Source organism: Chryseobacterium oleae, assembly GCF_900115055.1.
GTDB classification, from domain to species: domain Bacteria; phylum Bacteroidota; class Bacteroidia; order Flavobacteriales; family Weeksellaceae; genus Chryseobacterium; species Chryseobacterium oleae.
In genome coordinates, this window is the sequence record NZ_FOVD01000007.1 from 66,552 (window position 1) to 91,967 (window position 25,416).

Annotated in this window: 27 protein-coding genes; 15 read left to right on the top strand and 12 right to left on the bottom strand. The window is 38.4% G+C overall.

The features are described 5' to 3' along the window. Positions 1–42: 42 nt before the first annotated feature. Positions 43–1,731 (bottom strand): M23 family metallopeptidase, encoded by a 1,689-nt coding sequence (locus BM143_RS24245; RefSeq protein WP_090026403.1) that lies wholly within the window; start codon positions 1,729–1,731, stop codon positions 43–45. A 418-nt stretch (positions 1,732–2,149) separates the two neighbouring features. Between BM143_RS24245 and ileS the strand changes: the two genes are divergently transcribed. The 8 genes from ileS (at position 2,150) to BM143_RS18970 (ending at position 9,554) form a co-directional block, all read left to right on the top strand. Beyond that, entirely contained in the window at positions 2,150–5,539 is a 3,390-nt protein-coding gene (gene ileS / locus BM143_RS18935; RefSeq protein WP_090026405.1) for an isoleucine--tRNA ligase, read from the top strand. 59 nt (positions 5,540–5,598) lie between these two features. Beyond that, positions 5,599–5,979: a TraR/DksA family transcriptional regulator gene (locus BM143_RS18940; protein ID WP_034726982.1), complete on the top strand. Its 381-nt coding sequence runs from the start codon at positions 5,599–5,601 to the stop codon at positions 5,977–5,979. A gap of 81 nt (positions 5,980–6,060) precedes the next feature. Further along, a complete protein-coding gene (locus BM143_RS18945; protein ID WP_034726981.1) occupies positions 6,061–6,306 on the top strand; it encodes a DUF6576 domain-containing protein in 246 nt (81 codons plus the stop codon). Positions 6,307–6,326: 20 nt separating this feature from the next. Beyond that, entirely contained in the window at positions 6,327–6,512 is a 186-nt protein-coding gene (locus BM143_RS18950) for a hypothetical protein (RefSeq protein ID WP_047452684.1), read from the top strand. Next, a complete protein-coding gene (locus BM143_RS18955) occupies positions 6,512–7,150 on the top strand; it encodes a lipoprotein signal peptidase (protein WP_047452685.1) in 639 nt (212 codons plus the stop codon). Before BM143_RS18950 ends, BM143_RS18955 begins: the two co-directional genes overlap by 1 nt. Positions 7,151–7,164: 14 nt before the next feature. Next, positions 7,165–7,809 (top strand): SanA/YdcF family protein, encoded by a 645-nt coding sequence (locus tag BM143_RS18960; protein ID WP_090026406.1) that lies wholly within the window; start codon positions 7,165–7,167, stop codon positions 7,807–7,809. Between the two features lie 30 nt (positions 7,810–7,839). Next, the gene (locus BM143_RS18965; protein ID WP_090026408.1) at positions 7,840–9,006 is read left to right on the top strand and encodes a hypothetical protein; all 1,167 of its coding nucleotides are present in this window, start codon (positions 7,840–7,842) and stop codon (positions 9,004–9,006) included. Positions 9,007–9,008: 2 nt separating this feature from the next. Beyond that, positions 9,009–9,554, top strand: coding sequence for a hypothetical protein (locus BM143_RS18970; RefSeq protein ID WP_090026410.1), 546 nt, complete (start codon positions 9,009–9,011; stop codon positions 9,552–9,554). A 3-nt stretch (positions 9,555–9,557) separates the two neighbouring features. Here the strand turns inward: BM143_RS18970 and BM143_RS18975 are convergent, their stop codons facing one another. Beyond that, positions 9,558–10,910, bottom strand: a complete 1,353-nt coding sequence (locus BM143_RS18975) for a hypothetical protein (protein ID WP_090026412.1) — start codon at positions 10,908–10,910, stop codon at positions 9,558–9,560. Between the two features lie 138 nt (positions 10,911–11,048). Here BM143_RS18975 and trpS point away from each other — a divergent pair, with 138 nt between their 5' ends. Together trpS and BM143_RS18985 are read left to right on the top strand one after the other, a co-directional pair. After that, complete coding sequence (trpS, locus tag BM143_RS18980) at positions 11,049–12,017, top strand: tryptophan--tRNA ligase (protein WP_090026415.1); 969 nt, start codon at positions 11,049–11,051, stop codon at positions 12,015–12,017. 68 nt (positions 12,018–12,085) lie between these two features. Then, on the top strand, positions 12,086–12,448 hold the full coding sequence (locus BM143_RS18985) for a hypothetical protein (RefSeq protein ID WP_090026417.1): 363 nt from the start codon (positions 12,086–12,088) through the stop codon (positions 12,446–12,448). A 1-nt stretch (position 12,449) separates the two neighbouring features. On the opposite strand, the gene BM143_RS18990 is transcribed toward BM143_RS18985, so the two are convergent. From BM143_RS18990 to BM143_RS19030, 9 genes are all read right to left on the bottom strand, one after another. Then, a complete protein-coding gene (locus tag BM143_RS18990) occupies positions 12,450–13,733 on the bottom strand; it encodes a sensor histidine kinase (RefSeq protein WP_090026419.1) in 1,284 nt (427 codons plus the stop codon). Further along, the gene (locus BM143_RS18995) at positions 13,733–14,404 is read right to left on the bottom strand and encodes a response regulator transcription factor (RefSeq protein WP_090026421.1); all 672 of its coding nucleotides are present in this window, start codon (positions 14,402–14,404) and stop codon (positions 13,733–13,735) included. The genes BM143_RS18990 and BM143_RS18995 overlap by 1 nt, the downstream gene beginning before the upstream one ends. Positions 14,405–14,523: 119 nt before the next feature. After that, on the bottom strand, positions 14,524–14,733 hold the full coding sequence (locus BM143_RS19000; RefSeq protein WP_090026423.1) for a hypothetical protein: 210 nt from the start codon (positions 14,731–14,733) through the stop codon (positions 14,524–14,526). A 32-nt stretch (positions 14,734–14,765) separates the two neighbouring features. Next, the gene (locus BM143_RS19005) at positions 14,766–15,215 is read right to left on the bottom strand and encodes a PepSY-like domain-containing protein (RefSeq protein WP_090026425.1); all 450 of its coding nucleotides are present in this window, start codon (positions 15,213–15,215) and stop codon (positions 14,766–14,768) included. 256 nt (positions 15,216–15,471) lie between these two features. After that, entirely contained in the window at positions 15,472–16,167 is a 696-nt protein-coding gene (locus BM143_RS19010) for a YjjG family noncanonical pyrimidine nucleotidase (protein WP_072925541.1), read from the bottom strand. Between the two features lie 204 nt (positions 16,168–16,371). Then, positions 16,372–16,962 carry an RNA polymerase sigma factor gene (locus BM143_RS19015; protein WP_034726967.1) on the bottom strand — a complete coding sequence of 197 codons (591 nt, stop codon included), beginning with the start codon at positions 16,960–16,962 and terminating at the stop codon, positions 16,372–16,374. Positions 16,963–17,160: 198 nt separating this feature from the next. Next, entirely contained in the window at positions 17,161–17,652 is a 492-nt protein-coding gene (locus BM143_RS19020) for a hypothetical protein (RefSeq protein WP_072925544.1), read from the bottom strand. 84 nt (positions 17,653–17,736) lie between these two features. Continuing rightward, complete coding sequence (metK, locus tag BM143_RS19025) at positions 17,737–19,017, bottom strand: methionine adenosyltransferase (RefSeq protein ID WP_090026427.1); 1,281 nt, start codon at positions 19,015–19,017, stop codon at positions 17,737–17,739. Between the two features lie 230 nt (positions 19,018–19,247). After that, positions 19,248–20,198, bottom strand: a complete 951-nt coding sequence (locus BM143_RS19030) for a LysR substrate-binding domain-containing protein (RefSeq protein ID WP_034726964.1) — start codon at positions 20,196–20,198, stop codon at positions 19,248–19,250. 132 nt (positions 20,199–20,330) lie between these two features. Here BM143_RS19030 and BM143_RS19035 point away from each other — a divergent pair, with 132 nt between their 5' ends. The 5 genes from BM143_RS19035 (at position 20,331) to BM143_RS19055 (ending at position 24,636) form a co-directional block, all read left to right on the top strand. Next, the gene (locus BM143_RS19035; protein WP_090026429.1) at positions 20,331–21,818 is read left to right on the top strand and encodes a catalase; all 1,488 of its coding nucleotides are present in this window, start codon (positions 20,331–20,333) and stop codon (positions 21,816–21,818) included. A 104-nt stretch (positions 21,819–21,922) separates the two neighbouring features. Continuing rightward, positions 21,923–22,690, top strand: a complete 768-nt coding sequence (locus BM143_RS19040) for an enoyl-CoA hydratase/isomerase family protein (protein WP_034726962.1) — start codon at positions 21,923–21,925, stop codon at positions 22,688–22,690. Positions 22,691–22,733: 43 nt separating this feature from the next. Beyond that, positions 22,734–23,156, top strand: a complete 423-nt coding sequence (locus tag BM143_RS19045; protein WP_034726961.1) for a deoxycytidylate deaminase — start codon at positions 22,734–22,736, stop codon at positions 23,154–23,156. A gap of 6 nt (positions 23,157–23,162) precedes the next feature. Beyond that, positions 23,163–24,077 (top strand): site-specific tyrosine recombinase XerD, encoded by a 915-nt coding sequence (gene xerD / locus BM143_RS19050; protein WP_034726960.1) that lies wholly within the window; start codon positions 23,163–23,165, stop codon positions 24,075–24,077. A 40-nt stretch (positions 24,078–24,117) separates the two neighbouring features. Further along, complete coding sequence (locus BM143_RS19055; RefSeq protein ID WP_072925554.1) at positions 24,118–24,636, top strand: NUDIX hydrolase; 519 nt, start codon at positions 24,118–24,120, stop codon at positions 24,634–24,636. A 319-nt stretch (positions 24,637–24,955) separates the two neighbouring features. Here the strand turns inward: BM143_RS19055 and BM143_RS19060 are convergent, their stop codons facing one another. Beyond that, positions 24,956–25,414 carry a heme-binding domain-containing protein gene (locus BM143_RS19060; RefSeq protein WP_090026430.1) on the bottom strand — a complete coding sequence of 153 codons (459 nt, stop codon included), beginning with the start codon at positions 25,412–25,414 and terminating at the stop codon, positions 24,956–24,958. Between the last annotated feature and the right edge of the window lie 2 nt (positions 25,415–25,416).

Sequence of the window (25,416 nt, forward strand, 5' to 3'; positions counted from 1 at the left end):
ATTGAATGATTAAAAGATTAAAAAATCTAAGGCTTCATCATTTTAACGCTGAAAGGTGAAAGTCTGTGTATTTGTGTTTCCTGCGGTATTGATTGTGGTTACTTTTAAAGTGTGTAAACCTGAACCTTTAGGACATTTTTCATCAAAAACATAGATAAAATCATCTTTTACGCGAGAAAAACGAAGCCATTTCCCATCCAGCTCTGCACGGAAGAATGCGATGTCTCCAATTTTAGTTTTTCCGCTCAAGCGCAAAGTACTGCTGTTTACTGGGGCTCCGTCTTTCCAACCCGGTGAGACAGACGGTAAACTCTGATCCAACAACAATGTGGCTGTACCCAATCTGTTGAACTGTGTTTCTATTCTATCACCGTCCCATTTTCCTTTGATCACCTTTGTATCGCTGCCATAATCAAAGAGAACAATCGCTTTTCCTTTTTCTTCAACCGTTAATTTTCTGTTGGGTTTTATTTTTAAGGTGTAATCGTCATGCACCGGAATGTAGGGAGATTGCAAAACAATGGTATTTGAAACTCCATCTGCACTTAAGTTTTGCTTTTCAGACATTTGAAAATTAACGGCATCATATACTGCATTTTTACTGAAACTGATCTCAGCGTTTTCACTCGCAACTGTTTTTCCCTCGTTTGGTATTACAGTTTTTCCGGCAGGTGATACCTGATCTGAAACCTTATTTAAACGAACCTTTGTTTTCAGACGACTTGTATTTCCATTGACATCTTTTAAAATAATTTCAATCTGGTGAATATCTTCATCCTGAAGCGTGATCAATCCATTTAAATCCGGCTGGCTATAATTTTTCAGTTTCATTCCCGGTAAAGAAGATAAGTGCTGAATGCTCATTTTATCTTTTGCAAACCTGGTATAATCGATACATCCATTGATATACCGGGTATCATCATAACCTACCTGATCAATGGAAAAACTGTAGATCAGGTGGTCGTCCATTAATAATTCTGCATGATAAATTCCAAGATTAAAACCCTGATTGGCTTTATCTACTGCTTTTATTGCAAAGCTTATCGTTGGAGAACTCACCTGCACCACGTCAGTTGTATACGTACCGCCAGCTTTTTTTACAGCAATTCCGTTGGCACCGGGTTCATAGGTACTGAAACGTCGGTCATACCAATAAAGTCCACTGATAATAGGTGCTATACCATCAGGAATATTAAATCCGAAGAGCAAAGGATTGATGCATTCTTCCGTTTTCGTATCTCTGATTTCAAAATGAAGATGCGGGCCGGCTGAACCTCCGGTATTTCCGCTCAAAGCAATAAGTTGTCCTTTGGTTACGGGAAACTGTCCGGGAGAAAATGTGATATCCTGTTCCCATTTTTCGTCTTTATACTGTCTTTCTTTTACCAATTCATCCAGTTTGTCATAATACTTATTCAGGTGAGCATACAGAGTGGTATACCCGTTCGGATGGGTAATGTAAACGGCATTTCCAAAGCCATATCTTTCCACTTTTATTCTGCTAACATAACCGTCTGCCGCCGCAACAACGGACAGATTTTCCTGACTGTTGGTCCGTAAATCCAGTCCCATATGAAAATGATTGGAACGGACAGCACCGAAGTTGGCCGCAAGCTGCATGGGTATGTTCAGAGGATTCCGGAAATAATTTTGCGGATAGTTTTTCTGAGCCGATAGAATAATTGTACTGATGAAACAAATAGCGAATATAAATTTGGACAGGGTTTTCATGCAGTGGCTGGGTTTGGGGGTTATTTAAATTTACGAAATTTTAAATGATACTCCATAGGATTTTCATGATTTTCTGTTCACCTTTATGAGGAATGATTTTATTTTAACCACAGATGACACGGATTTACACGGATGATTGTGTGTAAAACGGACTGCTTTTATAGTCTGAATATTTTTTGGGGCTAAGATTTGGCTAAAGCCCGCTCCTATTGAAGAAAATAGCTGAAAAAACATTGCAAAATCACCAGGAAAAACGGACGTATTCACCATTCACCATTCCCATTTCACCGCTTCCCTTATTTATATTTCTGAAATTGAACTTTTTAATAGATATAAGCTAAATAAAACATATATTATAAACCGACAAAATTTAGTAAATTTGCAGACTTAATTAATCAACGATATTGAGATATTTACAATGAGCCAATTTAAAGAATACAAAAACCTCAACCTTATTGACATAGCCGAGAATGTATCGGAGTTTTGGAAACAGAATAAAACGTTCAGTAAAAGTGTTGAGATTCGCGAGGGTAATGCCGAGTTTGTTTTTTATGAAGGTCCGCCTTCAGCAAACGGTATGCCCGGAATTCACCACGTTATGGCCAGAGCATTAAAGGATATTTTTTGTCGTTACCAGACTCAGAACGGAAAACAGGTTTTCCGTAAAGCGGGCTGGGATACACATGGACTTCCTGTAGAACTGGGCGTAGAAAAAGAATTAGGAATTACTAAAGAGGATATTGGCAAAAAAATCTCTATTGAAGACTACAATAAAGCTTGTCGTGAAGCAGTAATGCGATATACAGACGTATGGAACAACCTTACGGAAAAAATCGGATACTGGGTAGATCTTGAAGATCCGTACATCACGTATAAGTCAAAATATATGGAGACGGTTTGGTGGTTGCTGAAGCAGTTGTATAATAAAGAATTATTGTACAAAGGATACACGATCCAGCCTTATTCTCCGAAAGCAGGAACAGGATTGTCTTCTGCGGAATTGAATATGCCGGGAACTTATCACGATGTTTCTGATACTACTGTTGTAGCTCAGTTCAAAGTGAAGAAAGAATCTTCTGACTTATTTAGTGATGTGGAAGGTGATGTAAGCATTCTTGCATGGACGACCACTCCATGGACCTTGCCATCCAACACAGCATTGGCTGTAGGAAGAGATATTGAATATGTTTTGGTTAAAACATTCAACCAATATACATTTGAACCGATAGCTATTGTCTTATCCAGAGTTCTTTTACCTAAAGTATTCGGTAAGAAATATGCAGAAGGAACCGATGAAGATTTCGCTGGTTATACTGCAGAAAGCAAAGTGATTCCTTTCAAAATCGTAAAAGAATTCACTGGAGAAAAGCTTGCCGGAACTCAATATGAGCAATTAATCCCTTGGTTTACCCCTAATAATTCCCCTGAAAAAGCTTTCAGAGTGATTTTGGGAGATTTTGTAACGACTGAGGACGGTACCGGTATCGTTCACATCGCGCCTACTTTTGGTGCGGATGATGCAAGAGTGGCCAAAGAAGCCGGCATTCCTCCCATGTTGATCAAAGACGAAAATGATAATCTGGTTCCGCTGGTAGATTTGCAGGGAAGATTTATCAAAGGAGAAAATGTTCCTGAATTATTCTCAGGAAAATATATCAAGAACGAATATTACGATGACGGAACTGCGCCTGAGAAATCATGGGATGTGGAACTTGCCATCGTTCTGAAGACTGAAAATAAGGCCTTCAAAGTAGAGAAATACGTCCACAGTTACCCACACTGCTGGAGAACTGACAAACCTGTATTGTACTATCCGCTGGATTCATGGTTTGTAAAAATGACCGCTGTGAAAGACCGATTGGTAGATTTAAATAAAGAAATCAACTGGAAGCCTAAATCTACGGGAGAAGGACGTTTTGCAAACTGGATTGAAAATGTAAATGACTGGAATTTATCCCGTTCAAGATATTGGGGAATCCCATTACCGATCTGGAGAACTGAAGACCTTAAAGAAGAAAAGATCATTGGCTCTGTAGAAGAATTATACAACGAGATAGAAAAGTCTGTTGCGGCAGGATTGATGAAAGAAAACCCTTTCCAGGGCTTTATCATTGGAAATATGTCTGAGCAGAACTACGAATTGGTGGATCTTCATAAAAATGTAGTAGACAAAATAGTTTTAGTTTCAGATTCAGGAAGAGCAATGAAGCGTGAAAGTGACTTGATCGACGTTTGGTTCGATTCAGGTTCGATGCCTTACGCCCAGCTGCATTATCCTTTTGAGAATAAAGAATTAATTGACAACAATAAAGCGTTCCCGGCAGATTTTATCGCAGAAGGCGTTGACCAGACGCGTGGTTGGTTCTACACTCTTCACGCGATCGGAACTGCGGTTTTTGATTCAGTTGCTTATAAAAATGTAATGAGTAATGGTCTTGTTTTGGATAAAAACGGACTGAAAATGTCAAAATCCAAAGGAAATGCAGTAGATCCGTTCGAAACCCTTTCTGTATACGGTCCGGATGCTACCAGATGGTATATGATCTCGAATGCGAATCCTTGGGAAAACCTGAAGTTCGACATTGAAGGAATCGACGAAGTGAGAAGAAAGTTCTTCGGAACACTTTATAACACTTATTCATTCTTTGCCCTGTATGCGAATGTGGATGGTTTCAATTATTCTGAAAAAGAAGTTGAAAACAGACCGGAAATCGACCGATGGATCCTTTCCGAGCTTAATCTTTTAATTAAAGAAGTAAAAGCATTCTACGAAGATTACGAACCAACAAGAGTAGCCAGATCAATCAGCACCTTTGTGAATGATAACCTGAGCAACTGGTACGTAAGACTGTGCAGAAGACGTTTCTGGAAAGGAGAATATTCTGATGATAAGATCTCAGCTTACCAGACTTTATATACATGTCTTGAAACCGTGGCGAAATTATCTGCGCCTATTGCTCCGTTCTTTATGGATCAGCTGTATCAGGATTTAAATAAGGTAACAGGAAAAGAAAACTGTGAATCTGTGCATTTAACAGATTTCCCTGTAGCCGACGAAAGTCTGATCGATCAGGATCTGGTAGAAAAAACACACCTGGCTCAGAACATCACGAGCATGGTTTTCTCCCTCAGAAAGAAAGAAAATGTGAAAGTTCGCCAGCCGTTACAGAAAGTATTGGTTCCGGTTCTGGATGCTAAAACGGAAGAGCAAATCTTAGCTGTTGCAGACCTGATCAAACAAGAAGTGAACGTGAAAGAATTACAGTTAATTAATGCTGAAGAAGCATCTCATTTAATTGTAAAACAAATCAAGCCGAATTTCAAAGCTTTAGGACCTAAATTAGGGAAAGACATGAAAACGGTAGGAGGAGAAATTGCGAATCTTAACACAGAGCAGATTGCCAGTCTTGAAAAAGACGGAAAAGTAGATATTCAGGGGTATGAAATCACCCTTGATGATGTGGAAATCTCTACAAAAGATATCCCGGGATGGACGGTAACTTCCGACGGGAAAACAACTGTGGCATTAGATTTGACGTTAACAGAAGAATTAAAATCTGAAGGTATCGCAAGGGAGTTCATCAACAGAATTCAGAACCTGCGAAAAGAGAAGGACTTTGAACTGACAGACAGGATCAAAATCTCCATTGAAGAAAACTCACCTTTCATTGAAGATGTTAAGAAAAATGAGGAATATATTTCTTCAGAGGTCTTGTCAAATAAAATAGAAATTGTATCTTCACTTTCAAATTTTAACGAAATCGAAATAGATGAGGTTAATTTTAAGATAAATGTCGAAAAAAATTAACATATAGTTATTGTATTTCAAATTCCATTTCATAATTTTATTAAAAAAGAGAAAAGAATATGTCAGACGAAAGAGTTAGATACAGCGATGCTGATTTACAGGAATTTAAGGCTATCATAAAAGAAAAAATAGAAAAAGCAGAAAGAGATCTTCAGCTGATCAGAGAAAGTTTCATCAACGACCAGAATAATGGTACGGATGATACGTCTCCTACCTTCAAAGCTTTTGAAGAAGGAGCAGAAACACTGAGCAAGGAGCAGAACTCTATATTGGCAGGGCGCCAGGAAAAATTCGTACGTGATCTTAAGAATGCTTTGATCCGTATTGAAAATAAAACCTATGGTGTATGCAGAGTGACAGGAAAGCTGATTCCTAAGGAAAGACTTTTAGCCGTTCCACATGCTACGCTGAGCATTGAAGCGAAAAATATGCAAAAATAAACCATTAAGGTTTGTAAAAATAATATTGGGTTTATATCGTATTCGCGGATACTTTATAAACCTAATTTTTAATGTATACCCATGAGCGGAGTATTAATTTTAGGCATCATCGTGGCCGCAGTTTTGCTGTTTGTAAACAGGGCCTGGATCAAAAACAGATTCTTCCCCGAGCAGCATAAGAACTACACCATCGATGATCAGTTTAATTCTGATAAACGGGAAAGGGAAAAAGAAATCGACAGACTTTTGAGTAAGATGGGCAAAAACGGGATCAGTGACCTGTCTGCAAAAGACCGGAAAAGGCTCGATGAATTGTCCAAAATGTAACATTTAAAACAGAAAAGAAAATGGAATCTATCATAGTACATCCTAAAAATCCTATGGAAATGAGTGCACTGAAAAGTGTTTTAAAAGATATGAACATCAGATATGAGCGTACTCAGACCAAAAATACGTTCCATACGGAAAAGGTGGCGAAGAAAATTTTCGATAAGAAAAACACGGAAAAACCTTCTAAACCAAAAGGAGAATAATGAAAAAGATCTTAGCTATAACATTTTTAGTATTGTTAATTGATCAGGCTTCAAAAATTTACATCAAAACCCATTTCAATCTGGACGACAGCGTCACTGTTCTTCCAGGCTTTAAACTGACTTTCGTAGAGAATCCGGGAATGGCTTACGGGCTTCATTTCGGAGGAATCATCGGGAAATATTTCCTGGTGATCCTGAGACTTTTCTTAATCGGAGGAATGGTTTATATGTTTAAGAAATGGCTGAAACAGGGGGCTTCCAATTATCTTCTGATTCCAATGGCTATTATTTTCGCCGGTGCTATCGGAAATATCATTGACGGTATGTTCTACGGATTGATCTTCGACAGCGGAACCGTTTACGACCAAAGCATCGACCGATGGATCGGATACGGCGGCGTTTCCAAGTTTGTTCCGATAGGACAGGGCTATTCTTCCTTTATGAAAGGCTGCGTGGTAGACATGCTTCACTTTCCTTTGGTAGACTGGTATGTTCCTGAAAACATCCCTTTGATCGGAGGTAAACACCTTGAATTCTTCAAATATATTTTCAATGTGGCCGATTCTGCCATTACGGTAGGCGCTGCATTCTTATTAATATTCAGAAAAAAAGCTTTCCCGAACGGACTTGAGTTTTAAAAACAGCATTCCGGATGAAAAAAGTAATTAAAAATATTTTTAAAATATTCCTGCTGCTGCTTGCGGCGGGAATTATTTTTATAGCCTGGGCTAACTACAGCATCAGAAAAGAAAGCAGCGCCTTTGTTTCTTACAACATTGCCGATGTTCCTGAAACCAAAACCGCTTTACTGCTGGGAACCGGAAAAACATTAAGCAACGGAATGCCCAACGCCTATTTCTACAACAGGATTCAGGCTGCCATTGATCTGTATAAAAGCGGAAAGATCAAATACATCATCGTAAGCGGAGACAACAGCAGCAAGGATTATAATGAACCGGAAGATATGCAGCTCACTCTCATGCAATACGGGATTCCAAAAGATAAAATTGTGATGGATCATGCAGGATTTCGAACGCTGGATTCTGTGGTAAGAGCCAAGGAAATTTTCGGACAGAATAAACTGGTGATCATTTCGCAGAAATTCCACAATGAGCGAGCAGTCTTTCTGGCAAAGGAAAACGGAATGGAAGCTTTCGGGTTCAATGCGGCAGATGTGAACAAATATGCAGGTTTAAAAACCAACCTGAGAGAGTACCTCGCGAAAGCAAAAGTGTACTGGGACCTGCTTTTTGGGGTGCAGCCTAAATTCGGAGGAGAAAAGATTGAAATAAAATAATTTTCTTACTTTAAAGTCCTAAATTAGGCTATGTTAAAAATTTATTCTACATTCCTTTTATTCGGACTTTTGTTTCTGCTTTCGTGCAAGAAAGAAGTGGTAAAAGATGACGGATATACAGATCCTGCATTGGGAATTCCTCAGACCCAGATAGATTCTATCCGAAAGGCTGAAGATCAGAAACAGGTTCTTCTGAAGAAAGTTTCTTATCAGACTGATTCTGCCAGTTCCGTTGAGATCATGCTGCCCGTCAGTAATTATGTAAAAGAATATTCATTTTCTCCGGGCATCAATCTTACTGACCCTCAAAAGACGACAGAAACAAAGGATGAAACTACGTATACTCAAGGATTGAATATACAGAATGATTTTTCTGACAGCAGCTCTGATGAAGTGGTACTGATTGGACAATCCAATAGCCCGGATGTATTTCCTGTTTCTGATATCAAAGAATTTAACGAGACGGAAAAGATTCTCTCCGAAGACAAAAATTCTTTGCTCTACATCGATGCTTTCGGACACAAAAAATTGTATTACAGACAATACGTTCCGGCTACCAAAACCTATTATCTTTATATCGCAGAAGTTCCTAAATACAGCAGTGAAAAGCTCCAGTACGCTGCCCTGTATTCAATATACAGCAAAGCAAAGCATCTGCTCTCATTTGATAAAGAAGCTCTGCCGGAAAACTTAACATGGGAAAAGGTAAAGCCGGGTATTTCTGAAGTAGAACTGAAAAATTACAATGTTTATTACAATTCCCTTCAAAAAGAACTTAAATATTTCCTGAAAAACAATGACAGCACGGAGATCAGAAAGGATCATTTTGACCTTTATCTGTACCGTGACAATGTTCATACCCAAAAAGCAATGGATCAGACAGCGCTTATCGCTGATTCCAACTTCTCGGGGCATTTTGAAGACCTTCCGTTTGAAAATCATCTGATTTCCGGATATTTCAGTGGCAAGTTCAGCAATGATGATATGTTTGCATTTGTCCGAAGACTCAGCAGCAACAGCATTCTGGTAAGTGCAAAGAATGATAACGGCTATGTGAATGACACGACGGAGTATTTCATCATCAGCTCCATCAAAACTCCAAAAGGACAGTTTTATCTGATCAGCAAGACCAATAAAGATGGAAATGACATGACCGCTTTAATGAATGATTACTTCAGTAAACATTTAAAAATCTAATTATGAAGCCACTATACCTTATTATATTATGTTCTCTGTTTACTTTTTCCTGCAATCCCGTAGGTGAAAAAATAACGGAAGAAACACCCGCAGATATGCAACTGGTTAATACCATTGACGGTCTGGATCTGAAAAAAGGGGATGTGATTGTTGTCTGGAGCAAGCTGGAAGCCTCTTTCGTAAAAAACGGAGTGTTGCCATCCTTTGATTTTATCTACAACCTAAGCCTGAACGGAAATACTGTAGCCAATTCTTCCGTTGCTATGTTCAGTGATAAAAAGCACATCATCAATTCTACTTATACCCAACAAAAGGAAGAGGAAGAACAGCCAATGACGGTACAGACTTCCGGATACAGCGATGATTCCGATACCACCCAAGTGGAAAAACAGAAGGAAGTAAGCGCTTCATGGGAATTCGAGCAGAAAGTCATTGAAATCCCGGTAGAAAAAGACGGCAAATACACGCTTGACTATAAAGTAAAACCGAAGGATGCTGAAAGCAACAGCATGTTCAACAAAGCTGCTATTATTCTGAGAAAGAAATAGGCCTTATTTTTTGGTATTCAAAGCCTGGTAAGCGATATAGTAAATCCCATAAAACACGATAACTGTCAGCACAAGTGCAATGGAGAAGGTATGTTTAAAAAGATCTAACACATAATCCTTGAACACAAACTCCTGATCATAAACTCCGTTATAAAAAGGATATACTTTAATCACAGTCACTACTGCTCCCAGAACAACCGGAAAAAGCCACGTGAATTTCTTGATATACGCCACGATCCAAAAAGCAGTCATATAGATAATACACATCAGAATATCATCCACCTTCTTTTCCATCAATCCGTTTCTGAACTGGAATATAATCAGAAGGGAGATAACAGCAAGATGTACCTTTTTAGCCTTTTCAATGTTGGAAGGAGCCAGAAATTTAATTTTATCATCAAACCTGATCATTAAAAGCGAGATTATATTGATCAATGGTACCCAGATCGAAGCAGCTACTGCTCCGTAATATTTTTGTTTAAGTAGCCTTCTTTCTTTAAGCAACTGCCCTGTAAATCTTGTGCAGATCACAAAAAATACGACAATGACCACCATATTCATCCATCCGATAAGGGTAAGATCTTTTCCGAAAAAGTCCAGTTCCATTGATAATGCACTTTCCAGAAGACCTCCAAATGAAAATATAATACAACTGATCACAATAAGCATGGCAGGAACAAAATACTTATTGGCAGTTTGTAATGCCTCCTTTGAAAATGTATAAAAGCTTTCACGGTTGGCAAGACAGGCTGTTAAAAAGAAAAACGCTCCCAGATAAGCCACATTTTTTATGCTGGTAAGGGTATAATAAACGAAATTAACTATGAATTCCGTTGTTTTGGAGTCATAAGAAGCAGATCCAATCAGCTTTTCAATCAGGCCGAGATCTGTATTGTACAGAACAAAAAGTCCGAGATTTAACAGAAACAGCTTAAGTAGCGGCTGTTTGATATTCATCTCCTCTTCTACCAGATATCGCTTTGAAACTACAAAAACAGTGACAAACTGTATGATCAGATAGGTCCATTTTCTCAGCGTATCAGAGTTGATGGTCTCTTCAAACGGGACATAATAATCCACCATATTCCGGATTCCCTTCATACAAAAGAACAGGATAATAAAAAAAGGAAGGATGATCAATACAGACTTCCATCGTTTGTTCACGAGGAAATACCAGAGGAAAAACAGACTGCTTAACGTATAGGAAAGATAATCCAGAATTTTAGACAGGGTGTTATCCGTTTCGGGATAAAAATAATTGCCTGCAAAATCCAATACAACGAAGATCAGTAATAAGATCCACAAGCTTTTAAGAGCATTAAAGAGCTTTGGAGACAAAAAATTGTTATTTCCCATATGGAAGAGGTGTTTCTACAAATATAATTTAAAAACTGTTACTGAGCACCTTAAATCATTCCCCATTAAAAAGGATTTGCCAGCCATCGCAATCTTTCCTATTTTTGTTCTTTATTTTAAACTTAATAATTTAAACAAATGTCAAGAATTCTTACCGGCATTCAAGCCACCGGAACACCCCATCTTGGAAATCTCCTTGGGGCCATCATTCCTGCTATTGAACTTTCCAAGCAGGAAGGAAATGAATCATTTTTATTCATTGCGAATCTTCATTCTCTTACCCAGATTAAAGACGCGAAGGAGCTCAAACAAAATACCTACGAGATCGCTGCGGCTTGGCTTGCTTGTGGGCTGGATACAGAAAAAACATATTTTTACAGACAGAGTGATATCCCTGAGACCTGTGAACTTTCTTGGCATTTATCATGTTTTTTTCCTTACCAGAGACTAACCCTTGCCCATTCGTTTAAGGATAAGGCAGACAGACTTCAGGATGTGAACGCCGGGCTGTTTACCTACCCTATTCTGATGGCTGCAGATATTTTACTGTATGATGCAGAAGTTGTTCCAGTAGGAAAAGACCAGCTTCAGCATCTGGAAATCGCCCGTGATGTAGCTTCAAGGTTCAACAATCAGATGGGAGAAGTTTTTGTACTGCCTCAGTCTGAACTTCAGGAAGACACGAAATATGTTCCCGGAACAGATGGCCGTAAAATGTCTAAATCTATGGGGAATATCATCAACATCTTCTTACCTGAAAAGGAACTGAAAAAGCAGGTGATGAGTATAGAAACCGATTCTAAAGGTCTGGAAGAACCAAAAGACCCTGAAACAGATAAGGTTTTTGCGATTTACGAACTGATCGCCACTCCTGAACAGACGGAGGAATTAAGAGCAAAATATCTGGCCGGAAATTTCGGTTACGGACACGCTAAATTAGAACTGCTAAATCTGATCTTAACCCGTTTTGCAAAAGAAAGAGAGATGTTCACTTATTATATGAACAATCTGGACGAGCTGGAAGCTAAACTTCAGGAAGGAGCAGCAAAAACAAGAGTGGTTGCTACTGAAACCATTAAAAAAGTAAGAGCAAGCTTAGGAATTTAAAGCCTGCTATTTAAATATAAAAAGCCTTTCCCATCGAAAGGCTTTTGCTTTTTTGTAATTTTATTGTCATGAAAAATATAGGGTTACTTATTCTTCTTGTTTTGACTTCATGCAAAAAAGAACCTCGTTATATCAATATTAAGGATGAATTGATCTATAAAAATGAAAATGGTTTGTTCTTAAAGCATACGATCATTCTTAAAAGCAGAAATCCTGAAGATTCAGGAAAGGTTACCCGCTTTTTCAACTATGTTCTATACAAAGACCAGGTTCTTGAATTAAAAGATTTCATTGATCTGAAAAGCTTTCATGAAGTTCAGAACAATAATCGGGACAGATTTATTATAAGCGCCTACGAAGATTCCAGATATCGGTACCTGTTTAAAGATCATCCCGCTTCATCTCCCAATATTTTAATTCAGGAAAAATAAATTACAGTTGGTTTTTCGAAAGAATAAAACAGTGCATTCCATCCCGGAACTCATAGACGATATCCCAACCGGGATATTGTTTGGTTATCGTCCGGATAATAGACAGTCCCAAACCTGTAGAACTGTGGTCTGAACCCTGCTTGTAAAAACGGTTGAAAATCTGTGTTTTGTCCAATGGAACACCGCTGCCGCTATTCTGAAAAACCAGCCTGTTGTCTTCTATAATGATATTGACGTCTCCATCCTGACTGTTATACTTCACTGCATTTTTAAGCAGGTTCGAAAGCAGAATATCCGCCAGATCAGGATTAAAGTCTGCTCCAAAGAATCCTTTCTCTATAATGCTGACCTTAACTTTTTTAAACTCAATAAAGTCTTCGTAGCTTTTCACCAGCTCCGCAATCATTTCATTAAAATCTACTTTCGATGTTTTATTGAACTGGCTATTTTCTATTTTTGAAAGCATCAGGAGGGATTTATTCAGTCCCGCCATTCTTCTCAGATCTCCCTTCACTTCGGTAAGGAAATTCATATTCTTTTTGTCCAGATCATCATTCTGGATCACGAGATCAATTTTATTAATTACGATAGCCAAAGGCGTCTGAAGTTCATGGGATGCATTTTCAATGAACTGTTTCTGTTGATGGAAGACCAATTCATTACGCTCGATCATTTCCTCTATTTCCACATTCAGCTCTTCAAATTCTTTGATGGCATAATTTTGAGCCTCATTGGAAACAGAAACCCCGAACTGATATTTTTTAAGCCGGTCAAGGATGGTATAGAAAGGGCGCATCGCTTTATTCAGCAGATAGCCATTGACTGCCAAAATACTTATCACAAGAAGAATGTACAACACGATCAAAGCGGTAGTCAGATCATATACCAATTCATCCTGCTCTACCGTAGAGGTCCGTATTTCAAGTCTCTGCCGTTTTCCAAACTGATCTATAAAATCCGTCTCAAGTACGCGATAAGGCTGGTCTTTGTCGTCGTACTCCATATAAAACATCTTGTTATAGAGTCGGTTCTTGTCTTTATACTCAGATTCCGAAATCGGTTTGATTTTAAATTCATTAAATCCAAAATCCTTACTGTCCAACAGTTTAGGATCGTGGTAAACCGCTTTAATAATCTGTATCTTTCTGTCTTTCAGTCCGTCATCTACATTATCATACACTTCATCCAGAATATAGGCGTAAAAGAGCGCTGCCCAGACTGCAATGATGAGCAGCAGGATCACGATCATGTATTTGATGGTGTAATATTTTAATGAAACTTTCATCAGACAAATTTATAACCTATTCCGTAAACGGCCTGGAAATCGGCTTCTGCATTAAGGGTTTTTAGTTTTTTGCGAAGATTTTTGATTTGTGAATAGATAAAATCCAGACTGTCTGCCTGATCTATATAATCTCCCCAGATGGCTTCAGCCAGGGTAGTTTTCTGCAGTGTTTTTTCCGGATGGATCACAAAATAATACAGCAGATCATATTCCTTACGGTTGAGGATCAGATCTTCACCACCTACTTTTACTGTTCTGTTTTCCGGATCAATACTGATGTTTTTATACGTGATGGTATTTTCTCCATCCTGGTTTTTCCTTCTGATCACTGAACGGATTCTCGCCATCAATTCAGCAAGATGAAAAGGTTTCGCCAGATAATCATCGGCCCCGATCTCCAGTCCGGCGACTTTATCATCTACGGAATCCTTCGCCGACAGAATGATCACAGGATCTTTTTTATGCAGATTTTTGATTTCTCTCAGCAGATCTATTCCGTTTCCGTCCGGGAGCATGATATCCAGAAGAATACAGTCATATTCATAAGAAATGATCTTTTCAAGCCCGGCATTGTAAGTAAGGGCAAATTCTACAATAAAATGCTCTGCTTCCAGAAAAGTCTGTACAGTGTCTTTCAGTTCCGGCTCATCTTCTACGATTAATATCTTCATGCTGCAGTATTGGCTTATCAAATATATGAAAAATGAGAAGGAAGACGGAGGATAGACGATTGAACTTAATCCTAGACAACCAACTTCCATCCTCCATCTTCTCTCTTCCTTCGTAAAACTTATCCCGTTTTCACAGCCCGTCCCTCTGCATCAAAAGTAAGGCAAAGACCGCTCATCAGGTAGATTTTATATGCATTGTATTTCTTTTCAATAGCATCCACCACGCTGCATGGATAATTCCTTGTCAGGAAAGAAACAATATTTTTTCTTACACTTTGGGAAGACTGAGTTCCTCCGCTGCTGTTTATGATATTCCAGTTAACCATCATATTAAGATTTTAAGGTGTTTATTTAATTTGAATTAATCGTCGATTTTTTTGAAATTTCCGTTTCTGTCAAATTCAAGATCCAGTCCGTTTGAAAGTTCGGCTTTATAAGACCATCTTTCTTTTTCTATCTTAACGATGTAGGTGTTTGGGAAATTTTTAGCTGCATAATTCCTGATTGATGCAGGAATAAATCCAGAAGGTAGCTTCTGATGTTTTCCGTCTACTTCCTTCCAGTTCCCTTTGCTATCGAATTCTACTTTCGTTCCGTTGGCCAGATATACCTGGTATTCGTCAACGCCATAGATTTCTCTGTCTTCAATAGCAGATCCTATCGCAATCCCTTTAAAATGGGTCGAAAGGAAAACTTTAGCTGTTTTAGGAAGTTGGTTGGCGTTAATCGCTTTGTCCTGTGCAAAAATAAGTCCGCCTGCCAATAAGAATAATAAAACAAGCGCTCCGGTGATTTTTCTAAAATTTTTCATAATGTTAAATTTTTTCTGTCTTTATGATGGAGCAAAGTTCAGAATCAATTTAGGAAAGAATTAGGAAAAACGAAATCAAGGAGAAAAAAAGTGCTGAATAGAAATAAAATAAACCATTAAGATCAGATAAGAGTTTAAGAAAATTAAGAAGGCTGCTGCCTAAAAAATCATTTGATTTTTCTTAATTAAACTTAAAACCTTCAATCACCTTAATGGTTTAAAAATTCAGTTTTACAGCTATTGAAAACTGTGTATTTTATAAATATTCTTTGATCTGCAGAAGATGCGTAATGGCTTTTAATCCTTCCTCCTGCTTATTTTCTTTGTATACATCAAAGAAGATCACATCCAGTCCATAATTTTGAGAACCCACTACATCTGCGATCCAGTCGTCGCCGATCAGGATGCTTTCTTCCTTAGTGGCTTCTGCCAGTCCAAGAGAATATTCAAAGATCTTCGGGTTGGGTTTTCTCACACCTATAGAATCAGCGCTGGTAATGGTTTTAAAGTATTTATCTATTCCGGATAGGATACATTTTCTTTCCGTTACTTCCTGGAAGCCGTTGGAAATGACATGCAGTGTATAGTGTTTGGATTTCAGGTATTCAAGAATATATTCCGCTCCTTCTACCAGCTCGTTGTGGTTAAGGATTTTATCCAGAAAATGTTCCTCAAAATATTGGGAAAGCTCTTCATCATCCACTCCAAAATGTTTGAACGTATCATAGAAACGATGCTTTCTCAGGTATTCTTTATCAATAAGCCCGTCCCTGATCTTCTCCCAAAGACTTTCATTGATGTCGTGATATACGGTGTGGAAGCTTTCAAAGTCGATATGATAATGTAAAGTGATTTCCTGCTTTTCAAAAAGGTCTTTAATGGTAAGATATGCGTTCTTACGATGATCCCAGAGCGTATTGTCCAGGTCAAAAAAAATGTGCTGAATTTTCATACAGCACAAAATTACTCAATTTAATTTTTGGAAATTGGGAAATTCTTGTTTTTAGTTGGTACCACTTCAATACTTTTTGAGTAATTCAGTAGAAAATCAATTGTTTGTTTCTTAGGTTTCAAAGTTTTCACTTTTAAGGAATCATTTTTTTTCATAGGCGAAAGCATGTTTTCCTTTAAACGTGAATTTTCTGAAATTATTATCCTAACGTGTCAATACAATATTATTTTCGTCCATGATTTTTCTCAGGTTGATCAATGCATAGCGTACTCTTCCCAATGTGGTATTGATACTCATATTGGTATGATCTGCAATTTCTTTGAAGCTCAGCCCGTCAAAAAACCTCAGTTTAATGACTTCCTGCTGGTTCTGTGGCAGAAACTGAAGCATTCTTAAAAGATCCTCCTGGATCTGAAGGGTTACCAACTGATCTTCAATGTTTTCCGATGGCTCTCTGATCAGATCAAAAATAGAATACTCGTCTGTTTCGAAAGTGGTTTCCGAAACTTTAACGTTTTTCGCTTTCAGTCTGAAATGATCGATGATAAGGTTGTGTGCGATTCTTTTTGCCCAAAGAATGAATTTGCCTTCTTCGTTATACCGTCCTTCTTTCAGCATCAGGATGATTTTCATGAATGTATCCTGAAAAACATCATTGGCCAGGTCTTCATCATTAATTTTGTAAAAAATGAATGTAAACAGTTCTCTCTGATGACGATGAATAAGGGCTGATAGGGCTTCTTCGTCTCCTTTCTGGTAAAGGGAAATTAGTAGGCTGTCCGTTTTTGATTTCATAACTCTTCTCAATAATAAAAAATTTGCAGACCAGCAATTCTCCAGATATTCTATCTGGCCCTAGCTGTAAATACAAAACAGTTTTTTGGAGTAAAGTAAAATCAATAGGCGGTACAATTATTATATGGTGTAAATATAATAATTTTTTAATAACTGTTAAGCAATTATTAAATTTTTACAATAAAAATGTAAAAAAACTTATTTAAACATATCATGAATAAACACTGTAGGGATATTTAATGTTAAATTAATATTTAAACCTTTCATCTCTTTTCCGTTCAAACGCGCATCTCCGATCGGAAAAGCATAACCTCCGGCAAGATCCAGAAGTCCGAAAAGCGTAACTCCTATTTTCGGAGCGATATATTTATTGGTTCCTTCCGCACCGATCAAAAGATAGTACGCGTGATAGAAATCTACATTTTTCTCAAAATTAAGCATGACATCGGCCTGCAGTTTAGGCATGATTGCAAATTTGGAACCGGCTGAACCCATCAGAGCAGACCCGCCAAGCCTGTATATCACATCATCATTCTTCAGGAAAAGCAGCTTGCCCCCAACTTCTCCAAAGCTTTGGTTTTGGTACGTATACCCTACACTAACCATCTTATGCATGGTATATTGTGCTTTCGCCATTATGCTCAGGAAAAATACAAATACTACGGTTGCTGCTGTTCTAAAATTCATCATCTCTAAATTATTTAAGGTGTAAAATTAAAAAAAACTGCCTTACCCAAAGATAAAGCAGTCTATTTATTATTTCTGAAGAAAAAATTAAATACCGAAAGCGGCTTTAATTTCGTCTACTTTGTCAAGTTTTTCCCAGGTAAAGAACTCAAGACCTGTAAGGGTGATTTCGTTCTTCTGACCTTTATTAAATGTTTTGTCAGCAGTATAATGCTCTTTCCCCATGTGTCCGTAAGAAGCCGTTTCCAGATAGATCGGGTTTCTTAATTTTAAGTTCTGCTCGATAGCATAAGGTCTTAAATCGAAAATGGTAGACACTTTCTTAGCAATTTCACCGTCGTTAAGATCTACTTTCGCAGTTCCGTAGGTATTGATGTATAAACCACAAGGTTCAGCAACACCGATTGCGTAAGAAACCTGTACCAAAACTTCGTCTGCTACTCCTGCAGCTACCAGGTTTTTAGCGATGTGTCTTGTAGCATAAGCAGCACTTCTGTCTACTTTGGAAGGATCTTTTCCGGAGAAAGCACCACCACCGTGAGCTCCTTTTCCACCGTATGTATCTACGATGATTTTTCTTCCTGTAAGACCTGTATCTCCGTGAGGACCACCGATCACAAATTTCCCTGTAGGGTTGATGTGATATTTGATCTGATCATTGAACAACGCCTTGATCTCTTCAGTCTGCTGAGCCACTACTCTTGGAACCAGGATACTTTTGATATCTTCACGAATCTTGTTCAGCATTTCTTCTTCAGTACCGAAGTCATCGTGCTGTGTAGAAACCACGATAGAATCAATTCTTACCGGCTTATGGTCATCAGAATATTCAATAGTCACCTGGCTTTTTGCATCAGGACGAAGGTAAGCGATTTCGCTTCCGTCTCTTCTTAATACAGAAAGTTCTTTAAGGATCGTGTGGGCAAGGTCTAAAGCAAGAGGCATATAATTAGCCGTCTCGTTGGTTGCATAACCGAACATCATCCCCTGGTCACCGGCTCCCTGTGCGTTGGCCTTAGCTTCGAAAGATTCGTCGTTTACTGCTCTGTCTACCCCTTGGTTGATATCCGGAGACTGCTCATGGATTGCGGAGATTACCCCACAAGAATCACCATTGAACATATATTCTCCTTTAGTATAGCCTATTCCGTTGATAACGTCTCTTGCAATGGTCTGAACATCAAGATATGCGTCAGACTTCACTTCACCGGCAAGTACTACCTGTCCTGTGGTTACAAGGGTTTCACAAGCTACCTTAGAGTTTTTATCGTATGCTAAAAAATGATCGATTAATGCATCGGAAATTTGGTCGGCAATTTTATCCGGATGTCCTTCTGAAACGGATTCAGATGTAAATAGATAAGACATATTATTCTTTGTTTTTTAGATTAAAATAAGTGAAGAAAAATAAGAATAAATTGCCCAAAAAAGAATACTGTTTTAGCATATTTTTAGAGAGGTTGCAATCAGGTCAAATTTTTCCTCGTTTATAAACGTCTGCAAATTTAAGTACTATTTTTTTAATACTCAAGATTTTTGCTTATTAATTATAATTTTCTTAGGATTAATGATTTATATCACTTTGCGGACTTCTTAGTTCATTGCGGTTTAATGCTCACAAACTCTTTCGGGTTGATGTGATAATTAAGCTTCTGCTCTAAAGAACTCTTGATAGAATGAGATAATTCATCAATGATTTTCTGCTTGAATGTCGGCTTATAATAGATGATTTTGATCTCTCTGTAAGGGAAAGGTTTTTTGAATCTGAACACATTTTCTTTCTGCTCATCAGAAAGCTGACTCAATGCCAGTTCCGGCAGAATGCTGATCCCTCCTACCTTGTCTACCATATGCACCAATGTTTGAATATTGGAAGCCAGGAAATCAAGATTTTTAGGTTTCAGTGTATTTTCTTTCAGATGACAGATATTCTCAAACTGATTTCTAAGGCAGTTCCCTTCCTCCAGAAGCCATACTTTTTCAACGTTCAGCTCTTCAGGGATGATATAAGAATTCTTTTTATTCGCTTCCGTATTCGAGCTGTAGATCATCAGTTCTTCATTGAAAAGGAAATCCTGATAGAATTCATCAGCCGTGTCGTACGGTGTGGAAATAATTCCAGCATCCAGTTCACCGGCTTTTAAAGCCTTGATAATATTATCTGTGGTCATTTCCTTCACATTCATCTGGATTTTCGGGTTATCTTCCAAAAATTTAAAGATTTCTGTTGGTAAAATGAAAGAGGAAACGGTAGGAATGATTCCTAAATTGATCGTTCCGCCTAAAATATTATTCAGAAGATTCGCTTTATTTTTCAGCTCATTGACAGATTCTATAATTACCTTTGCCTGATCAATGATCTGAAGCCCTACATCTGTAGTACGGATCGGGTGTGTAGTTCTGTCGAACACCTTCACATCCAGTTCATCCTCAAATTTTTGTATCATCGCACTTAATGTGGGCTGCGTAATAAAGCATGCCTGAGCTGCTTTACCAAAATGTTTGTACTTATCTACAGCGATAAGATACTCCAGTTGCTGAATGTTCATCTGATTAATATTATCTATTACAAAGATAAAAGGTTTTTGCTATTAGTAATCAAAAATTCAAGTAAATTTGATATTTCATACGTCTGCATAAGACAGTTTACAAGGTAAATCAATCATACAAATCATAACTCTATGGATTCTAAAAAATTAACGCTAAGCAATGGCGCTCCTTATTTTGAACACCAGGACTCACAAACCGTAGGTCCTAGAGGGCCTGTCCTGCTGCAGGATTTTATCCTTCAGGAAAATCTCGCGCACTTTGTTAGGGAAAGAATCCCTGAAAGAATTGTACACGCCAAAGGAAGCGGTGCCTATGGAACATTTACGGTGACTCATGACATCAGCCAGTATACCAAAGCCAAATTATTTTCAAAAGTAGGAAACTCATGCAGGATGTTTGCCCGTTTCTCTACCGTGGGTGGAGAAAAAGGAAGCGCAGACACCGCAAGAGACCCGAGAGGTTTTGCTTTAAAATTTTATACCGAAGACGGAAACTGGGATCTGGTGGGAAACAATACTCCGGTATTCTTCATTAAGGATGCTAAAAAATTCCCGGACTTTATCCACACACAAAAAAGAGTTCCGAAGACCAATTTAAAAAGTGCCACGATGATGTGGGATTTCTGGAGCCACAATCCGGAATCTCTTCATCAGGTTCTTATTTTAATGTCCGACAGAGGAACGCCTCACGGCTACAGACATATGCATGGATTCGGATCTCATACTTTCGCTATGATCAATGATAAGAATGAAAGGGTTTGGGTAAAATTCCATTTTAAGACAAAACAGGGCATTAAAAACTTTACAGATGCCGAAGCGGTAAAAATGGCCGGAGAAAATCCGGACTTTGCACAGGAAGATCTTTGCAACGCTATCGAAAACGGAGATTTCCCGAAATGGACCTTGTTTATCCAGGTGATGACGGAAGAGCAGGCCAAAGATTTCAGATGGAATCCTTTTGATGTAACGAAGGTTTGGTTCCACGATGACTACCCGATGATCGAAGTGGGAGAAATGGAGCTGAATGAAGTACCTGTTAATTATTTTGCGCACGTAGAGCAATCTGCTTTTTCACCAAGCAGCCTGATTAACGGAATCAGTTTTTCTCCGGACAAAATGCTTCAGGGAAGACTGTTCTCTTATCCTGATGCCCACAGGTACAGAGTGGGAGTCAATGCCCATCTTCTGGAAGTGAACCGATGTCCTTTTGCGGTCAACAATTACCAGAGAGACGGCTTTATGGCAGATTCAAGTGAATACCAGGATAAACCTAATTATTTCCCGAACAGTTTTGATGATGTAAAACCGGATCCTTCGTATAAAAATTACGAGTATGAACTGGACAGTGCCCATGTTGCAAGCTACAACAGGAACGAAAACGATGATGATCACTATACCCAACCGGGATTATTGTACACAAAATCGATGACCGCTGAAGATAGAGATCACTTAATCAGCAACATCGTAGGAAGTATGAAAGGAATCACGGGACCGAAAAAAGATGAGATTATCAACCGTCAGTTATGTCACTTTTTCAGGACTAATATTGAACTTGGCATGAAAGTGGCATCTCAACTTCATGTCAATATAGATGCGAATATGATGAATCATTCGAAATAGTATTTTGAAAGATAAATCAATTAAAAGGAAAAAAAACCAATATTTTTTCCTTTTTTTTGTAAAAAATTTATAATTTGCAGAAAATAATATTTTAAAGTGGAAAAATGAGTTACGAAAATATATTATTAGAAAAAGAAGACAGGATTGCTGTCATTACGATCAACAGACCTCAGAGCTTAAATGCTCTTAATGCAAAGACTATTCAGGAAATTGGCTCAGCTATAGATGAACTGAACGCTGACACCACCTGTAGAGCAATTGTTCTAACAGGAAGCGGAGAAAAATCATTTGTAGCCGGAGCAGATATAAAAGAATTCAGTGATTTTGGACAGGAAAAAGCCGAAGAACTGGCCAGAAACGGGCAAAACAGCCTGTTCAACAAAATTGAAAATACATCTAAACCCGTGATTGCGGCCGTAAACGGTTTTGCATTAGGAGGTGGTTTAGAGCTTGCCATGGCGTGCCACATCAGATATGCATCAGAGAATGCAAGACTGGGGCTTCCGGAAGTAACTTTAGGATTAATTCCGGGTTATGGAGGAACACAGAGACTTCCTAAACTGGTAGGAAAAGGCATCGCCAACGAACTGATCTTCTCTGCCAAAATGATTCCCGCTCAAAGAGCAAAGGAAATCGGATTGGTGAATGAAGTATACCCAATTGAAGAATTATTAACCAAAACAAAAGAATTAGCAAGTATTATAGCCAGCAACTCACCAATGGCTATATCAAAGGCCATCCAAGCCGTTAACTTGTCTGATACGGATAAAGGTTTTGAATCTGAAATCAAGTATTTCGGAGAACTTTTTGATCTTGCAGACAAGAAAGAAGGAGTTACCGCTTTCCTAGAGAAAAGAAAGCCTAACTTCTAAGATTTTTAATCCAAATTATTTCGAAAAAAACTAATGCTGCGGTATGAATAAGTTTGATAAAGCTTATCTAAAAATGGCCCAGGAGTGGGCAAAACTATCCTACTGTAAGAGAAAACAGGTAGGAGCACTTATCGTAAAAGATAGGATGATTATTTCAGATGGTTACAACGGAACGCCTTCGGGGTTTGAAAACTGCTGTGAAGATGGAGAGGGGAAAACACACTGGTATGTACTTCATGCGGAAGCCAATGCGATATTAAAGCTGGCCGCTTCCACTCAGTCTGCAAAAGGTGCCACGTTATATTTAACGCTGTCGCCCTGCAAAGAATGCAGCAAACTGATTCTGCAGGCAGGAATTACAAGACTTGTGTATATCAATGAGTATTCGGACGACGACGGGATAGCGTTCTTGAGAAACCATCATATTGAAATAGAACAAATATCGGACTGTGAACTAAAAAAATAAGCACAAATGACTTGGGATGAAAAGATCAAAGATTTTGAAATATTTCTTCGCTTCGAAAGAAATTTTTCAGAAAACACGCTCGATGCCTATATTCGAGACATCAAAAAATTAAAAGATTATGCCATAGTGGATCTGGAAAACGTCGGTCCGGATGCTATAGGCTATGAAAACTTACAGGAATATATCTTCAATCTTTCCAAACAGAAGTTCAGCGAAAGATCTCAGGCAAGATGGATTTCTTCTATTAAAGCTTTCTTCAAGTTTCTTCTTGAAGATGAGTTCAGAGAAGACAATCCTGCGTCACTGCTTGAAGGCCCGAAACTGGGATTATATCTTCCTGACACCTTGAGCCTGCCGGATATCAATAAGATCATCGCAGCCATCGAGGCCAATTCTGATCTCGGAAAGAGAAATCATTGTATCATTGAGGTTCTGTACGGATGCGGATTACGTGTCTCGGAACTTATTGACCTTAAAATTTCGAACATCAATTTCAAAGAACAGTATATCAAAGTAAACGGAAAAGGCAATAAAACGCGTTTCGTTCCTTTGGCAGATTATACTGCTGAACTTTTGGAAACCTACATTAACGAGGTCCGTTCTACCAATAAGATCAATAAAAAGTATGAGGATACGCTGTTTCTTAACAGCCGTGGAACATCTATGTCCAGAGTGATCGTATTTCTGATCATCAAGGAACTTACAGACAAAGCGGGAGTAAGCAAAAAAATATCTCCACACACGTTCAGACATTCTTTTGCGACACACCTTTTACAGAATGGTGCAGACCTTCGTTATATCCAGGAAATGCTGGGACATTCCAGTATTACCACTACGGAGATTTATACCCATCTGAAGACAGAAGAACTTCGGGATGTGATCCTGAACTATCATCCGAGAAATATTAATATTGCTCAGTGATAAAGTTCCATCTGGATTTTGAAAAAACAATTATAAACAGATGAAAGTATTGAAATATTGCCCAAGCTGTGGCAAAGAAACGCTTCACTGGGACGGTGAAAAGAAATGGAGCTGTCCTGAATGCGGGTTTACCCTTTACAATAACGTAGCCGGCGCAGTAGCCGTTGTTATCCGGTGTGGTGACGAAATTTATCTTACCAGAAGAAACAGGGACCCTAAAAAGGGAAAACTGGATTTGGCCGGAGGTTTTGTAGATCCGAAGGAAAGTGCCGAGGAAACCTGTAAAAGAGAGCTTTTCGAAGAACTTCAGCTTGATGTGGATATTTCAAATTTAAAGTATCTGACCAGCCTTCCTAATGTGTATCAGTATAAGGAAATTGATTATAATACCATCGATCTCTTTTACGAATATACCGTTCAGGAAAAGTTTGAGGTCAGTCTTGAGCTTTCTGAAATATCAGAAGCAGTCTGGATTCCTTTGAGCACATTGGATCTTAACGACATTGCTTTTGATTCTCAGAAGAAGTTTTTTGAGGAATATGTGAATAAAAACTTATAATATTTCCCACAGATCTCACAAAAATCACAGCTATTTTCAATAGTACTGTGTTACGGTGATATCTGTGGGATTTTTTTTGGAAGTTACGGATTTGAGGGAGTTATGAGTTATAAATGATGAGTTATGAGTTTCAGAAGTACGGAATTGGAGGTTGAAAGTATATGGGTGTAACAGTTCGTTCCTGGTATAAACAACGAAACCCGCATCCCGAAACGTACTGAGCTAAAAAAATTCCCAAGAAAAGTCTCCAATTTCAAATCTGAAATCTGATGTCTGATGTCTGATGTCTGAAAAAAACATTTTAACCCAACCTCAGTTTTTAGTAAGATTTAGATTTCAGCATCTCTTCGAAGTACTGAACCATCAGTGTTCTTTCGGCATCTGAAAGGTTGGCTTCTTTGTGATACACAATATAGCCCGGCATGGGCATCGTTTTATTTTGAACCGTCTGAATAGCTTTGCTCAGCATATTCTCCTTTAATTCCTGGTTATAAGTTCCCCAAATGGAAAAATTCAGGTGTTCCCTGCCTTCATTCACGTGGCTTTTTACAGACCATGAGATAGGTGCGAGGTAAGCATATTTAGGATATACCGTTTCATTGGAATGACAGTCGTAGCATGCTCCTTTTATCAAATCCCTGATCTTCTCAGGGGTTTTCTTTACCTCCACAAAATTAGCTGCTTTATCAACAGGCTTATTCACCCTGTCAATAGGAATAAACTGGATCAGCGCAAAAGCGACCAGCGTCCAGAACAATACTTTTTTTACCGTTTTCATAT

Excerpts from the sequence above, each read along its gene's own strand:
- metK (WP_090026427.1), bottom strand. The coding sequence starts at position 19,017 with ATGTCTTATCTATTTACATCTGAATCCGTTTCAGAAGGACATCCGGAT.
- BM143_RS18940 (WP_034726982.1), top strand. The coding sequence starts at position 5,599 with ATGTCAGACGAAAGAGTTAGATACAGCGATGCTGATTTACAGGAATTT.
- BM143_RS18970 (WP_090026410.1), top strand. The coding sequence starts at position 9,009 with ATGAAGCCACTATACCTTATTATATTATGTTCTCTGTTTACTTTTTCC.
- BM143_RS19030 (WP_034726964.1), bottom strand. The coding sequence starts at position 20,198 with ATGAACATTCAGCAACTGGAGTATCTTATCGCTGTAGATAAGTACAAA.
- BM143_RS19035 (WP_090026429.1), top strand. The coding sequence starts at position 20,331 with ATGGATTCTAAAAAATTAACGCTAAGCAATGGCGCTCCTTATTTTGAA.
- BM143_RS18965 (WP_090026408.1), top strand. The coding sequence starts at position 7,840 with ATGTTAAAAATTTATTCTACATTCCTTTTATTCGGACTTTTGTTTCTG.
- BM143_RS18995 (WP_090026421.1), bottom strand. The coding sequence starts at position 14,404 with ATGAAGATATTAATCGTAGAAGATGAGCCGGAACTGAAAGACACTGTA.
- BM143_RS19015 (WP_034726967.1), bottom strand. The coding sequence starts at position 16,962 with ATGAAATCAAAAACGGACAGCCTACTAATTTCCCTTTACCAGAAAGGA.
- xerD (WP_034726960.1), top strand. The coding sequence starts at position 23,163 with ATGACTTGGGATGAAAAGATCAAAGATTTTGAAATATTTCTTCGCTTC.
- BM143_RS19055 (WP_072925554.1), top strand. The coding sequence starts at position 24,118 with ATGAAAGTATTGAAATATTGCCCAAGCTGTGGCAAAGAAACGCTTCAC.
- BM143_RS18985 (WP_090026417.1), top strand. The coding sequence starts at position 12,086 with ATGAAAAATATAGGGTTACTTATTCTTCTTGTTTTGACTTCATGCAAA.
- BM143_RS18945 (WP_034726981.1), top strand. The coding sequence starts at position 6,061 with ATGAGCGGAGTATTAATTTTAGGCATCATCGTGGCCGCAGTTTTGCTG.
- BM143_RS18955 (WP_047452685.1), top strand. The coding sequence starts at position 6,512 with ATGAAAAAGATCTTAGCTATAACATTTTTAGTATTGTTAATTGATCAG.
- BM143_RS18960 (WP_090026406.1), top strand. The coding sequence starts at position 7,165 with ATGAAAAAAGTAATTAAAAATATTTTTAAAATATTCCTGCTGCTGCTT.
- BM143_RS24245 (WP_090026403.1), bottom strand. The coding sequence starts at position 1,731 with ATGAAAACCCTGTCCAAATTTATATTCGCTATTTGTTTCATCAGTACA.
- BM143_RS18975 (WP_090026412.1), bottom strand. The coding sequence starts at position 10,910 with ATGGGAAATAACAATTTTTTGTCTCCAAAGCTCTTTAATGCTCTTAAA.
- BM143_RS19000 (WP_090026423.1), bottom strand. The coding sequence starts at position 14,733 with ATGATGGTTAACTGGAATATCATAAACAGCAGCGGAGGAACTCAGTCT.
- trpS (WP_090026415.1), top strand. The coding sequence starts at position 11,049 with ATGTCAAGAATTCTTACCGGCATTCAAGCCACCGGAACACCCCATCTT.
- BM143_RS19060 (WP_090026430.1), bottom strand. The coding sequence starts at position 25,414 with ATGAAAACGGTAAAAAAAGTATTGTTCTGGACGCTGGTCGCTTTTGCG.
- ileS (WP_090026405.1), top strand. The coding sequence starts at position 2,150 with ATGAGCCAATTTAAAGAATACAAAAACCTCAACCTTATTGACATAGCC.
- BM143_RS19020 (WP_072925544.1), bottom strand. The coding sequence starts at position 17,652 with ATGATGAATTTTAGAACAGCAGCAACCGTAGTATTTGTATTTTTCCTG.
- BM143_RS19040 (WP_034726962.1), top strand. The coding sequence starts at position 21,923 with ATGAGTTACGAAAATATATTATTAGAAAAAGAAGACAGGATTGCTGTC.
- BM143_RS19010 (WP_072925541.1), bottom strand. The coding sequence starts at position 16,167 with ATGAAAATTCAGCACATTTTTTTTGACCTGGACAATACGCTCTGGGAT.
- BM143_RS19005 (WP_090026425.1), bottom strand. The coding sequence starts at position 15,215 with ATGAAAAATTTTAGAAAAATCACCGGAGCGCTTGTTTTATTATTCTTA.
- BM143_RS18950 (WP_047452684.1), top strand. The coding sequence starts at position 6,327 with ATGGAATCTATCATAGTACATCCTAAAAATCCTATGGAAATGAGTGCA.
- BM143_RS19045 (WP_034726961.1), top strand. The coding sequence starts at position 22,734 with ATGAATAAGTTTGATAAAGCTTATCTAAAAATGGCCCAGGAGTGGGCA.
- BM143_RS18990 (WP_090026419.1), bottom strand. The coding sequence starts at position 13,733 with ATGAAAGTTTCATTAAAATATTACACCATCAAATACATGATCGTGATC.